Origin of the sequence: Streptomyces sp. NPDC001851 (assembly GCF_040297165.1) — a bacterium.
Classification (GTDB): Bacteria; Actinomycetota; Actinomycetes; order Streptomycetales; family Streptomycetaceae; genus Streptomyces.
Genome location: NZ_JBEOYR010000002.1, coordinates 259,748 through 273,476, shown reverse-complemented (window position 1 = coordinate 273,476; position 13,729 = coordinate 259,748). Strand labels below are relative to the sequence as shown.

Annotated in this window: 14 protein-coding genes and 1 riboswitch; of the genes, 7 read left to right on the top strand and 7 right to left on the bottom strand. The window is 70.2% G+C overall.

Annotation, left to right across the window (positions count from 1 at the left end; translation table 11 throughout):
- The first annotated feature begins 158 nt into the window (after positions 1-158).
- The 3 genes from ABT171_RS04255 (at position 159) to otsB (ending at position 2,558) form a co-directional block, all read left to right on the top strand.
- Positions 159-1,394 carry an extracellular solute-binding protein gene (locus ABT171_RS04255; protein WP_351239624.1) on the top strand — a complete coding sequence of 412 codons (1,236 nt, stop codon included), beginning with the start codon at positions 159-161 and terminating at the stop codon, positions 1,392-1,394.
- A 35-nt stretch (positions 1,395-1,429) separates the two neighbouring features.
- On the top strand, positions 1,430-1,654 hold the full coding sequence (locus ABT171_RS04250) for a DUF3263 domain-containing protein (RefSeq protein ID WP_351239622.1): 225 nt from the start codon (positions 1,430-1,432) through the stop codon (positions 1,652-1,654).
- 70 nt (positions 1,655-1,724) lie between these two features.
- Positions 1,725-2,558, top strand: a complete 834-nt coding sequence (otsB, locus tag ABT171_RS04245; RefSeq protein ID WP_351239620.1) for a trehalose-phosphatase — start codon at positions 1,725-1,727, stop codon at positions 2,556-2,558.
- On the opposite strand, the gene ABT171_RS04240 is transcribed toward otsB, so the two are convergent.
- Both ABT171_RS04240 and ABT171_RS04235 read right to left on the bottom strand, forming a co-directional pair.
- A complete protein-coding gene (locus tag ABT171_RS04240; protein ID WP_351239618.1) occupies positions 2,546-3,985 on the bottom strand; it encodes an alpha,alpha-trehalose-phosphate synthase (UDP-forming) in 1,440 nt (479 codons plus the stop codon). The genes otsB and ABT171_RS04240 overlap by 13 nt on opposite strands.
- A 74-nt stretch (positions 3,986-4,059) precedes the next feature.
- Entirely contained in the window at positions 4,060-5,004 is a 945-nt protein-coding gene (locus tag ABT171_RS04235) for a glucosyl-3-phosphoglycerate synthase (protein ID WP_351239616.1), read from the bottom strand.
- Positions 5,005-5,134: 130 nt separating this feature from the next.
- Positions 5,135-5,282, top strand: a riboswitch (SAM riboswitch).
- 17 nt (positions 5,283-5,299) lie between these two features.
- Here ABT171_RS04235 and thrC point away from each other — a divergent pair.
- The 4 genes from thrC (at position 5,300) to groL (ending at position 9,400) form a co-directional block, all read left to right on the top strand.
- Positions 5,300-6,583 (top strand): threonine synthase, encoded by a 1,284-nt coding sequence (thrC, locus tag ABT171_RS04230; RefSeq protein ID WP_351239614.1) that lies wholly within the window; start codon positions 5,300-5,302, stop codon positions 6,581-6,583.
- A complete protein-coding gene (locus ABT171_RS04225; RefSeq protein ID WP_351239612.1) occupies positions 6,580-6,855 on the top strand; it encodes a MoaD/ThiS family protein in 276 nt (91 codons plus the stop codon). The genes thrC and ABT171_RS04225 overlap by 4 nt, the downstream gene beginning before the upstream one ends.
- A 432-nt stretch (positions 6,856-7,287) precedes the next feature.
- A complete protein-coding gene (locus tag ABT171_RS04220; protein ID WP_004929928.1) occupies positions 7,288-7,491 on the top strand; it encodes a cold-shock protein in 204 nt (67 codons plus the stop codon).
- Between the two features lie 286 nt (positions 7,492-7,777).
- Positions 7,778-9,400 carry a chaperonin GroEL gene (groL, locus tag ABT171_RS04215; protein WP_351239610.1) on the top strand — a complete coding sequence of 541 codons (1,623 nt, stop codon included), beginning with the start codon at positions 7,778-7,780 and terminating at the stop codon, positions 9,398-9,400.
- Between the two features lie 38 nt (positions 9,401-9,438).
- Here groL and ABT171_RS04210 read toward each other — a convergent pair whose 3' ends face one another.
- The 5 genes from ABT171_RS04210 to ABT171_RS04190 all read right to left on the bottom strand — a co-directional run bounded on the left by ABT171_RS04210 (position 9,439) and on the right by ABT171_RS04190 (position 13,623).
- The gene (locus ABT171_RS04210; RefSeq protein WP_351239608.1) at positions 9,439-10,794 is read right to left on the bottom strand and encodes an MFS transporter; all 1,356 of its coding nucleotides are present in this window, start codon (positions 10,792-10,794) and stop codon (positions 9,439-9,441) included.
- 86 nt (positions 10,795-10,880) lie between these two features.
- Complete coding sequence (locus ABT171_RS04205) at positions 10,881-11,525, bottom strand: Uma2 family endonuclease (protein ID WP_351239606.1); 645 nt, start codon at positions 11,523-11,525, stop codon at positions 10,881-10,883.
- On the bottom strand, positions 11,522-12,352 hold the full coding sequence (locus ABT171_RS04200) for a hypothetical protein (protein WP_351239918.1): 831 nt from the start codon (positions 12,350-12,352) through the stop codon (positions 11,522-11,524). Before ABT171_RS04200 ends, ABT171_RS04205 begins: the two co-directional genes overlap by 4 nt.
- A gap of 247 nt (positions 12,353-12,599) precedes the next feature.
- Entirely contained in the window at positions 12,600-12,800 is a 201-nt protein-coding gene (locus ABT171_RS04195; protein WP_351239604.1) for a DUF397 domain-containing protein, read from the bottom strand.
- Positions 12,784-13,623 (bottom strand): helix-turn-helix domain-containing protein, encoded by an 840-nt coding sequence (locus ABT171_RS04190; RefSeq protein WP_351239602.1) that lies wholly within the window; start codon positions 13,621-13,623, stop codon positions 12,784-12,786. Before ABT171_RS04190 ends, ABT171_RS04195 begins: the two co-directional genes overlap by 17 nt.
- Between the last annotated feature and the right edge of the window lie 106 nt (positions 13,624-13,729).

Sequence of the window (13,729 nt, the reverse complement as noted above, 5' to 3'; positions counted from 1 at the left end):
ACGGAGCCCAGTGTGAACCTCGCACCCGCAAGAGGTCTAGTCCACTCGCGTGGTGTAGACCTTATGTGTCCATTTCTTGAACGATCAGACAGCAGGGTTGGGGCTTGACGGTGCGTCGGCGTACGGCAGGAACGATCGCGGTGGTGTCCGCACTGGTCATGACTTCAGTTCTCAGCGGCTGCGGGAGCACGGGCTCCTCCGACGTCACCCTGAGACTGGTCGCCGCCGACTACGGCGACTCCGCCGCCAACAGCTCCAAGAAGTACTGGGACACCCTGGTCAAGGAGTACCAGTCCAAGCACCCCGGCGTGAAGGTCGAGGTCAGCGTGTACTCCTGGACCGACGTCGACGCCAAGGTCAAGGACATGGTCGCCGCGGGCCACGCCCCCGACCTGGCCCAGATCGGCGCCTACGCCGACTACGCGGCCGCCGGCAAGCTCTACCCGGCCTCCGAGCTGCTCTCCATCCGCACCCAGGCGGACTTCCTCTCCCAGCTCTCCGACGCCGGCCAGTGGAACCACACGCAGTACGGCATCCCCTTCGCCGCCTCCACGCGCGTGCTCTTCTACAACAAGACCCTGTTCACCAAGGCCGGCATCACCCCGCCCACCACCTGGGACGAGCTGGCCGCGGATGCCAGGGCGCTCAAGGCCAAGGGCGTCAAGTACCCCGTCGCGCTGCCGCTCGGCCCCGAGGAGGCCCAGGCCGAGACCATGCAGTGGCTGCTCAGCGGGGGCAACGGCGGCACCGGCTACACCGACGACATCGGCACCTACACCATCGACTCCGCGCCGAACGTCAACACCTTCACCTGGCTCAAGGACGACCTGGTCGGCAAGGGCCTGACCGGTCCCGTCGCGCCCGGCAAGCTCAACCGCGCGGACGCCTTCGCCGCCTTCGCCGACGGCCAGGTCGGCATGCTCAACGGCCACCCCACACTGATCCAGCAGGCCCAGAAGAAGGGCGTGAAGTTCGGCATGGTGCCGATGCCGGGCCGCACCGGCAAGGCCAGGGCCTCGATGGGCGTCACCGACTGGATGATGGCCTTCAAGCAGAACGGGCACGCCGAGCAGATAGGCGACTTCCTCAACTTCGTCTACAGCGAGAAGAACGTCCTCGCGTTCTCCCGCGACTACGGCCTGCTCCCCGTCACCGGCTCGGCCTCCAACACCATGAGCGAGTCGGACTCCCCGGCCGACCAGGCCCTGCACCCCTTCCTCGAACAGCTGCCCACCTCCGAGCTGTACCCCGTCGGCAAGACCTCCTGGGCGGCGGTCAGCGCGGCCGTGAAGCAGAACATCGGCCAGGCCGTCGCCCCCGGCGGCAGCCCCTCCGCCGTCCTGTCCCGCATCCAGGCGACGGCGACCGCGGCCGACAGCGGCGACGCGGGCTGAGCCGGTTGTCCGTGCCCGGCGCTACGGTGGCGGGCATGGAACTCGGCACCCGCGAACAGGCCATCCTCGCGCTGGAGCGCCGCGGCTTTCCCGGCCCCGGCGCGAAGGAGCGGGCGATACGCGAGGAACTGGGCCTGTCCCCGGTCCGCTACTACCAGCTGCTGAACGCGCTGCTGGACGACGAGCGGGCGCTCGCCCACGACCCGGTGACGGTGAACCGCCTGCGCCGGGTGAGGGAAGCGCGCCGCGCGGAGCGCTGAAGCCGAGCGAGACCCGGTCCAGGGCCGGAGCCCCCGTGTGAGGCCGACCCTCGCTGGATAGTGTCGCTGTATGGACCCTCTGCCGACCCCAGCCACTCCGGCCGGCCGGGACGGACTGGCCGCCTTCCTGGCGAAGCCCGCCGCAGCCATCGTCGGTCTCGACTTCGACGGCACCCTCGCCCCCATCGTCGCCGACCCCGAACAGGCCCGCGCCCACCCCGAGGCGGTACCGGCCCTCGCCGCGCTCGCCCCGAAGGTGGCCGCCATCGCCGTGATCACCGGCCGCCCGGCCGGGGTCGCGGTCCGCTACGGCGGCTTCGCCGGCGTCCCCGGCCTGGCGCACCTGACCGTCCTCGGCCACTACGGCGCCGAACGCTGGGACGCGGTCACCGGCACCGTCACCGCCCCGGCCCCGCACCCCGGGGTCGCGGCGGCCCGCGCCGAACTGCCGGGCGTGCTGGACCGCAACGGAGCCTGGCACGGCACATGGATCGAGGAGAAGGGCCGGGCGGTCGCGGTGCACACCCGCCGCGCCGACGATCCGCAGGCCGCGTTCGAGGCCCTGCGCGGCCCCCTCACCGACCTCGCCACCCGGCACGGCCTGATCGTCGAACCCGGCCGGATGGTCCTGGAACTGCGCCCGCCGGGCATGGACAAGGGTGTCGCGCTCGGCGCGTACGTCCGCAGGACCGGCGCCGAGTCGGTCCTCTACGCCGGCGACGACCTCGGCGACCTGCCCGCCTTCGCGGCCGTCGAGGAACTCCGCTCCGACGGCATCCCCGGCCTCCTGGTCTGCAGCGGCAGCACGGAGGTCACGGAACTGGCGGAGCGGGCGGACCTGGTCGTGGACGGCCCGGCCGGCGTCGTCCGCCTGCTGCGGACCCTGGCGGCTCAGCTGGACTGAGGCTCCTGGAGCGCCCGCAGCTGCTGGAGGAACCACTGGGCGGGCGGCAGCGCGGTGGCGGCGGCGGCCAGCCGCTTCGACCGCTCCGCCCGCTCCCCGTCCGGCAGGGACAGCGCCTCGTGCAGGACCCGCGCGGTCTGCAGCACGTCGTAGGGGTTCACCGCGAACGCGTCGGCGCGCAGTTCCTCGTACGCGCCGGCCTCCCGGGACAGCACCAGCGCACAGCCGCGGTCGGAGACGACCGGGATCTCCTTGGCGACCAGGTTCATACCGTCCCGGATCGGGTTGACCAGGGCCACGTCGGCGAGCCGGTAGGCGGCCAGGGAGCGCGCGAAGTCGTCCTTGACGTGCAGCACGACCGGGGTCCAGCCCGGTGTGCCGTAGGCCGCGTTGATCTCCTCGGCCACCCGCCGCACCGCGGCGGTGTAGTCCCGGTACACGGCGAGGTCCTGCCGCGACGGATACGCGAACGCCAGGTGCACCACCCGCTCACGCCATTCGGGGTGGTCCTCCAGCAGCTGCCGGTACGCCAGCAGACCCCGCACGATGTTCTTCGACAGCTCGGTGCGGTCGACCCGGACGACGGTCCTGCGGCCCTCGCCGATCTCCGCCCGCAGCGCCGCCATCCGCTCCTCGACGTCCGGCTGGTGCGCGCGCCCGCGCAGGAAGTCCCCGTCCGCGCCCAGCCCGTGCACCCCGATCCGCGTGTCCGCGAGGGCCCCGGACGCCGGGACCGCCTGCGCGCAGGCCCGGAACGCGTCCGCCCAGCGGTGCGTCAGGAACGCCACCCGGTCCGCCCCGAGCATCCCCGCGAGCAACTGCTCCCGGATGTCGTCCGGGAGCAGCGCGAAGTACTCCGGCGGCGCCCACGGCGTGTGCGAGAAGTGGCCGATCCGCAGGTCGGGGCGGAGTTCACGGAGCATCCCGGGCACCAGGCACAGGTGGTAGTCCTGCACCAGCACCGCCGCACCCTCGGCCGCCTCCTGGGCCAGCGCCTCGGCGAACGCCCGGTTGTACGCCTCGTACGACGCCCACTGCCGCCGGAACTCCGCGTCGAAGACCGGCTCCAGCGGGGTCTGGTACAGCATGTGGTGGACGAACCAGAGCACCGAGTTGGCGATGCCGTTGTAGGCGTCCGCGTGCACGGCCGCGTCGATGTCGAGCATCCGCACGCGCTGCCCGCCGGTGTCCCCGGCCGGCAGCAGCCCGCCCTCCGCACGCCGTACGGCCTCCCGGTCGCCGTCGCCGAGCGCGGCGCACACCCACACGGAGTCCGCGTCCGAGCCGATGGCCGACAGCCCCGAGACCAGCCCGCCGCCGCCCCGCCTGGCGCGCAGCGAGCCGGCCCCCTCGCCGGGGTCCACCGTGTACGAAACCGGGCCGCGATTGGACGCGACCAGTACCTCAGCACCCTGCGTGGCAGCCATGGTCCTCAACCTAGCCCGGCCCGGAAACGCTCAAACGTACGGCTACGCCCGGCACACCGCCGTATACGACGGGTTCACGCCACCTTGCGTTCGGCGTACTCCGCGATCTCCGCCATCGGCGGCCGCTCCTCGGTGTCCACCGAGTAGGTGCGCGGCTCGAAGCCGTCCTCGCCCCGCTCGAACTGGGTCAGCGACGGCCTGACCAGATGGCCGCGGGCCAGCCGGAGCTGGGCGGTGCGGTAGATCGCCGCCGCCATCCGGCCGAGCGCCTGTCCGTCCTGGTGCCGGTGCTTGCGCACGCCCACGTCCACCTGCGCCAGCGCGTCGAGTCCGACCAGGTGCAGGGCGTCGACCAGCATGCCCAGCTCCACGCCGTAGCCGACGGGGAACGGCAGCTGCTCCAGCAGCGAGCGGCGGGCCGCGTACTCCCCGCCGAGCGGCTGCACGAACCCGGCCAGCTGGGGCCAGTGCATGTTCAGCAGCGGGCGGGCCATCAGCTCGGTGACCCGGCCGCCCTGCCCGGACGTCCCGGCGAGCGGACGGTCGTACATCGCCTTGACCAGGTCCACGTCCGGCTCGGTGAGCAGCGGGCCGACGATTCCGGAGACGAAGTCGGAGGAGAACTCCCGCAGGTCGGCGTCGATGAAACAGAGGATGTCCCCGCTGGTCACCAGGAGGGAGCGCCAGAGCACTTCACCCTTTCCGGGGACGGCGGGGATGCGGGGCAGGACCTCGTCGCGGTGAACGACCCGGGCGCCCGCGGCGGCCGCGACCCCGGCGGTGCGGTCGGTGGAGCCGGAGTCGACGACGACGATCTCGTCGACGAGCGGCACCTGCTCCACGAGGTCGTGACGGATGACCGCGACGATGTCGCCGACCGTCTCCTCCTCGTTGAGCGCGGGCAGCACGACGGAGACCGACTGGCCCGTGCGCTGCTTGGCCGCCAGGATCTTGTGCAGCGGGCGATCGGTCACGGACCAGGAGCGGGTGGCCAGCCAGCGCTCGACTTCTTCCAGCACGGTCAGCGGCTCCTCACGTGTCTCGCGGTTCGGACGACTATCTCAACTGTCCTGGCCTTCGGTTACAGTCTTGAACAACGCCGGTGACCATCGCATGTCGGGGATCGACCGCGCGCTGACAACTGCATACCGCTCATCCAGAGGGGCAGAGGGACACGGCCCGATGAAGCCCCGGCAACCCTCCAGTCGGTTCTTGTCGCATTGATGTGGCGAGGCTCCCGGCTAGGGAAGGTGCCAAATCCGTCTCGCGGCGAGATGCGTCGTGAGGAAGATGAGGAGAAAGGGCCTCGCCTCCATGGCTGTGCAGACAGTTGCCACCACCAGCAGTTCCACCGTCGACCTCGGCCCCGCCGCGGCCCTGAGCTGCCGCGAGTGCGGACACCGCGTCCCGCTCGGCCCGGTGTTCGCCTGCGAGGAGTGTTTCGGCCCGCTGGAGATCGCCTACGACTTCTCCGGCTACGACACCGAAGAGCTGCGCCGCCGCATCGAGGCCGGCCCCGCGAACATCTGGCGGTACGCACCGCTGCTGCCCGTCCCGGCCGACGTGGCCGACAAGCCGAACCTGAACCCGGGCTGGACCAAGCTCGTCAAGGCCGACAACCTCGCCGCCGAACTCGGCGTCACCGGCGGCCTGTTCGTCAAGGACGACTCCGGCAACCCGACGCACTCCTTCAAGGACCGCGTGGTCGCCCAGGCCCTGGAGGCCGCCCGCGCCTTCGGCTTCACCACCCTGTCCTGCTCCTCCACGGGCAACCTGGCCGGTGCCGTCGGCGCCGCCGCGGCCCGCGCCGGCTTCCGCTCCTGCGTGTTCATCCCGCACGGCCTGGAGCAGGGCAAGGTCGTCATGGCCGCGGTCTACGGCGGCGAGCTGGTCGGCATCGAGGGCAACTACGACGACGTGAACCGCTTCTGCTCCGAGCTGATCGGCGACCCGGCCGGCGAGGGCTGGGGCTTCGTCAACGTCAACCTGCGGCCGTACTACGCGGAGGGCTCCAAGACCCTCGCGTACGAGATCTGCGAGCAGCTCGGCTGGCGGCTGCCCGACCAGATCGTGGTCCCGATCGCCTCCGGCTCCCAGCTCACGAAGATCGACAAGGGTCTGCAGGAGCTGATCAAGCTCGGCCTGGTCGAGGACAAGCCGTACAAGATCTTCGGTGCGCAGGCCGAGGGCTGCTCGCCGGTGTCGACCGCGTTCAAGGCCGGCCACGACGTCGTACGGCCGCAGAAGCCGGACACCATCGCCAAGTCCCTCGCCATCGGCAACCCGGCCGACGGCCCCTACGTCCTGGACATCGCCCGGCGCACCGGCGGTGCCGTCGAGGACGTCACGGACGAGGAGGTCGTCGACGCGATCAAGCTGCTGGCCCGCACCGAGGGCATCTTCGCGGAGACGGCGGGCGGCGTGACCGTCGGTGTCACCCGCAAGCTGCTCAAGGACGGCGTCCTGGACCCGGCGAAGACCACGGTGGTCCTCAACACCGGCGACGGCCTGAAGACCCTCGACGCGGTGGCCGGCACGGGCCTCACCGCCACCATCCGCCCGACCCTGGACTCCTTCCGAGAGGCTGGCCTCGCATGAGCGTGACCGTTCGCATCCCCACCATCCTGCGCACCTACACCGGCGGCCGGGCCGAGGTCAGTGCCGACGGCGCGACCCTCGCCGAGGTCATCGAGGACCTGGAGAAGAACCACACCGGGATCGCCGCCCGCGTCCTGGACGACCAGGGCAGGCTGCGCCGGTTCGTGAACGTCTACGTCAATGACGACGACGTCCGCTTCGAGCAGGGCCTGGAGACCGCCACGCCGGACGGCGCCGGTGTCTCCATCATTCCGGCGGTCGCCGGCGGCTGATCGTTACCTTCGGTAACTTCAGTTACCCATTGTTCATGGAATTGCCTCCTCCGTGAGAGAAGCGGAGGGGGCAATTCTGCGTGATTGAGCGCGGTACAGTTGGGGAACCTGGCCACGACCTCCGGGTCGCAAGCCCTGGATTTCATGCCGCACACCCCGCAGGAAGCAGCCAAAATGCGGGGGTTTTATGCGGCTTTTGTAACGTTTGCGGGGTCCGACTTGCCCCGAAGTCGGGTGAATTCTCACCACTTTTCGGACCGTTCGCGTCCAGAATTCTCGTCCGTTTGACCTGTTGCAGACGGCAGTTGGACAGATACATTCAGCCGCGGTCGACGCGTTCCGGCGCACGCCCCCGACCGATTGGGGGGTGAGGTCTGACCCGGGTCCGCGAAGTGCGGATCTGTGCAAGGGCCAGTAATAGGGGAGTTAGGCATGGCTCAGGGCACCGTCAAGTGGTTCAACGCGGAGAAGGGGTACGGCTTCATCGCGGTCGACGGTGGTGCGGACGTCTTCGTCCACTACAGCGCCATTCAGATGGACGGCTACCGCACCCTGGAAGAGGGCCAGCGGGTGGAGTTCGAGATCTCGCAGGGCCAGAAGGGCCCGCAGGCCGACATGGTTCGCCTCAGCGCCTGAACATTTTTCGCACGAAGGGCCCGCACCTCGCACAGGGTGCGGGCCCTTCGGCGTGTCCGGGGTGCCCTGTTCGCCCCAGGCTGATCCGGCTGAGCCGCTTGCACTCGACCAGGGCGAGTGCTAATCATTGCGTTAGCACTCTGAAGGTGAGAGTGACAGTGAAGGACCGGGTCGGTGAGGCCCGCGGGCCAAGTGGGGCAAGGAACCACGAGGCCGGCGAGCCGTCCGTCGCGGGCGCGGGCGCGGTCCGAAGGAATCACCCCCAGTCCTGGAGGGACCACTTCACATGGCCAAGATCATCGCGTTCGACGAGGAGGCGCGGCGCGGCCTCGAGCGCGGCATGAACCAGCTCGCGGACGCCGTCAAGGTGACGCTCGGCCCCAAGGGCCGCAACGTCGTCCTCGAGAAGAAGTGGGGCGCCCCCACGATCACCAACGATGGTGTCTCCATCGCCAAGGAGATCGAGCTCGAGGACCCGTACGAGAAGATCGGCGCCGAGCTGGTCAAGGAAGTCGCCAAGAAGACGGACGACGTCGCCGGTGACGGTACGACCACCGCGACCGTCCTCGCCCAGGCCCTGGTCAAGGAGGGTCTGCGCAACGTCGCCGCCGGCGCCAACCCGATGGCCCTGAAGCGCGGTATCGAGAAGGCCGTCGAGGCCGTCTCCGCCGCCCTGCTGGAGCAGGCGAAGGACGTCGAGACCAAGGAGCAGATCGCCTCCACCGCGTCCATCTCCGCCGCCGACACCCAGATCGGCGAGCTGATCGCCGAGGCCATGGACAAGGTCGGCAAGGAAGGCGTCATCACCGTCGAGGAGAGCAACACCTTCGGCCTGGAGCTTGAGCTCACCGAGGGCATGCGCTTCGACAAGGGCTACATCTCCGCCTACTTCGCGACCGACATGGAGCGCATGGAGGCGGTCCTCGAGGACCCGTACATCCTCATCGCCAACTCCAAGATCTCCTCGGTCAAGGACCTGCTCCCGCTGCTGGAGAAGGTCATGCAGTCGGGCAAGCCGCTGCTGATCATCGCCGAGGACGTCGAGGGCGAGGCCCTGTCGACCCTGGTCGTCAACAAGATCCGCGGCACCTTCAAGTCCGTCGCCGTCAAGGCCCCGGGCTTCGGCGACCGCCGCAAGGCCATGCTCGGCGACATCGCCATCCTCACGGGCGGCGAGGTCATCTCCGAGGAGGTCGGCCTCAAGCTGGAGAACGCGACCCTGGACCTCCTGGGCCGCGCCCGCAAGGTCGTCATCACCAAGGACGAGACCACCATCGTCGACGGTGCCGGTTCCTCGGACCAGGTCAACGGCCGGGTGAACCAGATCCGCGCCGAGATCGAGAACAGCGACTCCGACTACGACCGCGAGAAGCTGCAGGAGCGCCTGGCGAAGCTCGCCGGCGGTGTCGCGGTCATCAAGGCCGGTGCCGCCACCGAGGTGGAGCTCAAGGAGCGCAAGCACCGCATCGAGGACGCCGTCCGCAACGCCAAGGCGGCCGTCGAGGAGGGCATCGTCGCCGGTGGTGGCGTGGCCCTGCTGCAGGCCTCCCAGGTCTTCGAGAAGCTGGAGCTCGACGGTGACGAGGCGACCGGCGCCAACGCCGTGCGCATCGCGCTGGAGGCCCCGCTGAAGCAGATCGCCGTCAACGCCGGCCTCGAAGGCGGTGTCGTGGTGGAGAAGGTGCGCAACCTGACCCCGGGCCACGGCCTGAACGCCGCGACCGGCGAGTACGTCGACCTGGTCGCCGAGGGCATCATCGACCCGGCGAAGGTGACCCGTTCCGCGCTGCAGAACGCCGCCTCCATCGCCGCGCTGTTCCTCACCACCGAGGCCGTCATCGCCGACAAGCCGGAGAAGGCCGCCGCGCCGGCCGGTGGCGGCATGCCGGGCGGTGACATGGACTTCTGATCCACCTCGGGGTCTCGACCCCTGGTTGATCAACGTCCTTACCGAGGGCGGCACTCCCTGTCAGTGGCGGGGAGTGCCGCCCTCCGGCGTGTCCGGGAGCCGCTCGCGGGCGCGGTGAGAGCCGTCAGCCGCCGCAGGCTGGCCTGCCGCTGCACCACGCTCAGCCCGGTGACGGCCGCGCCGAGCGCCAGCCAGCCCGCCGGACCGGCCGTCATCACCGCGCCGGTCAGCAGCAGGGGACCCACCGACTTCTGCACCGACTGCGCCATCCCGGCCACGCCCAGATAGGAAGCCCGGGCACGCGGCGGCGCCAGCACGACCGCCAGCTCCCAGGAGCTCACCGAGCGCAGCAGTTCGGCCAGGGTGACCAGCAGCGCCGCCGTGAGCATGGCGAGGGAGGCCGACCACGCCGCGCCGCCGGTGGCGGTCGCCAGCAGGAGGCAGCCGGCGAGCAGCGTCATCCCGTACCAGCCCACTGCCGCGGCCGCCCTGCGCGGGCCTTCGGCCCAGGCCGAGACCCGGAGTTGCAGGACCACCACCAGCACGGTGTTGACCACGAGGAAGGCGGGGACGACCGCGTGCGGCGCGCTGGTGTGGTGCACCAGCCACAGCGGCAGCCCGACGTTGAGAATCGCGTCGTCCAGGTTCATCGGGATGTCGAGCAGGACGAAGAGCAGGTAGCCGGGGTCGCGCCAGGGGGTGGGCGTGGAGGGCGCTGGCGCCTCGGAGGCGCTGTTGTCGCTGGTGTCGCTGTGTGCCACGATCAGGCCGTGTCCGGCCGGCTCCCGGGTCTGCCAGACCAGTGCGGCGGCCACGACGTAGGAGAGCGCGTTGGCCAGGATCAGCGCGCGGTAGGCGTTCGGGGTGCCCACGGCGAGGCCGAGCGCGGCGATGCCCGCGCCGACGGCGTAACCGGCGTTGGCCACGCTGCGGAACAGCGCCTGGTAGATGGTCCGCCGCTCACCCGCGACCCGGGTGGCGAAGAGCATCTCCAGCGTCTTGGCCGCGCGCTCGCCCAGGCTGGTGAGGGCGACCACCGGCAGCAGGGTGGCGAGGTCGTCGGCGACCAGCAGCAGGAGCATCGTCACCAGGCGCAGCAGGTGACAGCCGATCAGCAGCGTCCGTACGGGAAGCCGTTCGGCGGCTCGCCCGGCGAGGGGTGATCCGGCGATCCCCGCGACCGCGCCCACCCCCAGCAGCAGACCGAGCTGGCGCGCGTCCAGCCCGCTCACGAAGGTGAAGTAGAGGACGGAGGCCGCAGCCCACACGCCGGTCCCGGTCCGGTCCACGCACTGCGCGATCAGCATGGTCCGCGCGTCCCGCCCGCCCGGCGGCTGCCGTAGCTGCGCTATCAGCCCGTCTCCGCCGCTCTTGCCGTCTCCGGCCCGTCGCATGGCCAGCCCCCGTTTCTCACCGTCCAAGTAATCTCGATGTCAAGATACTTGATATCGACAGAACGGGGGAGGGGGAGTGGGAAGGGTCAGTCGGCGTAGTCCTTCAGCTCGGTGGTGTCGAGGGTGATGCCGACGGGGGCGGGGATGTCCACTGGGGAACCCCAAGGGTGAGAGACGATCTGCCGGTAACGGCCGTCTTTCGGCTCGCTGTGGACGACGACGGTGTTGTTGTCGCGATCGATGAGGAGGTAGACGGGGATCTCCGCCCCGGCGTAACCGATCGGTTTGTCGATGCGGTCGCGCTGGTTGGTGCCCAGGTCGCGGACAGTGATCTCCAGGACCATGAGGATGCCGTCGGGGTCGGACCATTCGCCGTGCCCCTTGAAGTGACCGCGCCGCGCGTAGGCCCCGTCCGTGCGGGCCCGTCCATTGCGGTCGGTCTGTGTCTTGACGCCGGAGAAGGGGTAGAGGCCGTGGCCGGGACACTGGAGGAGGAGCTGGCGCGTCAGCCACGCGTGAATGCAGGAGTGGTTGCCGTCCTGGGGGGCTTTGACCTCCAGTTTCCCGTTCAGGTACTCAAGCCGGACGGTCTCCGGCGCCCGGCGCTCCAGTTCCTCGAAGTCCTCAATGCTGAGTGGTTCCTTGGTGCGGACGCGGCCGTTGACGAATTCGAGGCGAACGGCATCAGGGGCGGCTTCGGCCAGCTCCTCGAAGTCCTCGATGGGCATCATCTCGGTGTCCTCTCTCGTCGTCGTAGGGACATCGCAGCCCTGATCTCGCCCGCGCGTGCGTGGACCGCGGGGGCGGGCAGGGGCGTACGAGGGTGCGCGGGGGCGCGTTCGCCCCGGCAACCGCCGCACACGCCCCCCGGCAGTGCGTCCGGCCGCCCCGGCACCCCGCACTCCGCGCACTCCAGGACCCGGCGAGGTGGGCGGGGCCTCTCCCGGACCGGTTCCGGCGGGAGCTTGTCGACGAGGCGCCGGCGGACCAGCGCGGCCGGGTGGTGGACCGGTGACGGCAGGCCGTCGGTCAGGGCGCGGAGCACTGCCTCGTCGGTGGCCCCCCGTGCGAACCACTCGGTCAGCAGCGGGGCGAGCGCGGCGCAGTCGGCGGCGGAGAGGGACAGGACGGGGGCCGTGCGGCCGAGGGCGGCGAGGAGGATGTGCGCGCGGGAACGGGTGGGGCCGGGCCGTTCGGGCGGGGGCGCATCCTCCGGTACGTCGCCGCGCGTGAACGCCGCCCACCAGGCGTCGTCGCGTGCGGTACGGGACCACCACGATCGGGTGATCCAGCGCGAGCCGCCGTCTTCCGTTTCCAGCCGCTCCCTTCCTCGCCGCAAGTGCCCCGCCGCCTGGATGCGGTTGAGGGCAGTACGGAGGGCGCACTGGCCGTAGGGGAGCTGCTTGGCCAGCGTCTTCACCGAGATGTCGGCGCCTTCGGGGAGGCGGTCGAGGTAGTCGGCGATGGCTGCTTCGCGGGGTGCGAGGTGCGTGAAGGCGTGGTGGGTGCGGGGGCGTTGGCCCGGTGCGGAGCGTTTGCCGTAGCCCGGGTTGGCCATCGGGTGTGGGGATGCGTGCGCGGGCAGGAGGGCAGGACTAAGCTTGGCGTCAGCCACGGGATCGCTCTTTCCGATCTCGGCGGTTAAGCCCCCGCAGGTGTTGGTAGCACCTGACGGGGGCTGTTCGTTATGCGGGACGCTAGAGGATCGTCACCGTGCGTCGCAAGTCGAATGCGTCAAGTCAACTCGCCGGGTGGGAGGGTGGGTTGAGGCCCACCACCCGTTCCTTGCAAAGAGGGCTCGGAGCTCAAGGCTTGAGGTTCGCGACGAACGCCGACCATGCCTCCGGCCGGAACGCGAGCTTCGGGCCTTGGGGGGTCTTGGAGTCGCGGACGGGGATGTGGGTGGGGTGATCGGTGACGACTTCCAGGCAGTTGTTGCCACCGCCGCTGTAGCTCGACTTGATCCAGACGGCCGTGCTCAGGTCGTGGTCAGGGGTGTTCCTCATGGGCGTAATCCTCCGCCAGCGCCTCGATGAGGGCCAGGGACTTGTCCCGCGACAGCGCGGAGGCCACGAGGAGGTCGTACCTGAATCGGAGGTGGGCGACGGTGGCAGGGTCGTCCTCCACCCGCCCGGTGCGCACCCCCTCGTAGTAGACCAATGGCGGGGCGTCCGCGAACTCCATCAGCTTCAGGTCGCCCTGCATCGCCGCGTGCGCACCCGCGCTGAACGGCAGCACCTGCACGATGACCCGGTTCCGGCAGGCCAGTCCGGCGACGTGCCGCAGGGCCTCCGCCATCACCGCTCGGCCTCCCGTCTCCCGGCGCAACGCCGCCTCGTCAAGCACCGCCCACAACAACGGCTTTGTTGGATGGTCGAGTAGGCGGATCCGCTCCATCCGGCCTTCCGTCCACTCGTCGATGGTCTCCTCCGGAGCCATCGGATCGTGCGCGCGGTTCACGGCCTGGGCGTACGCGCGCGTCTGCAGCAGCCCGGGGATCAGGAGCGGCGTGTACTCCCTGATCGCCGTGGCTTGAGCCTCGGCCTCCGCCACCCCCTCGAAGTGCTCCTCGAACTTCGACTTGGCCGCCGCCCCGCAGTTCCGCTGGAAGAAGCCGTTCGTCTCCAGTGCGTCGTCCAGCATCCGCGCGAACTCCGGCTGCATCCGCCGTGTCCCCGCCTCCAGCTGCCCGATGAACGACCCGCTCACGAACAGCCGCTGCCCCAACTGCTCCTGGCTCAGCCCCATCCGCTCGCGGGCGTGCCGTAACTCGGCGCCCAGCAGCGCGCGCGGTGATGACGACGGGTCGAGGTCCTTCGGTCCCGGCATGGCAACTCCTCGTCCTACAAACGGTGCTGTTGGGACGCCGTGTCTGGCCAGGCTAGGACGCCGGCGGCCACGCTGTGTGGTGAACGGGAACACTCAGCGTGGAGGA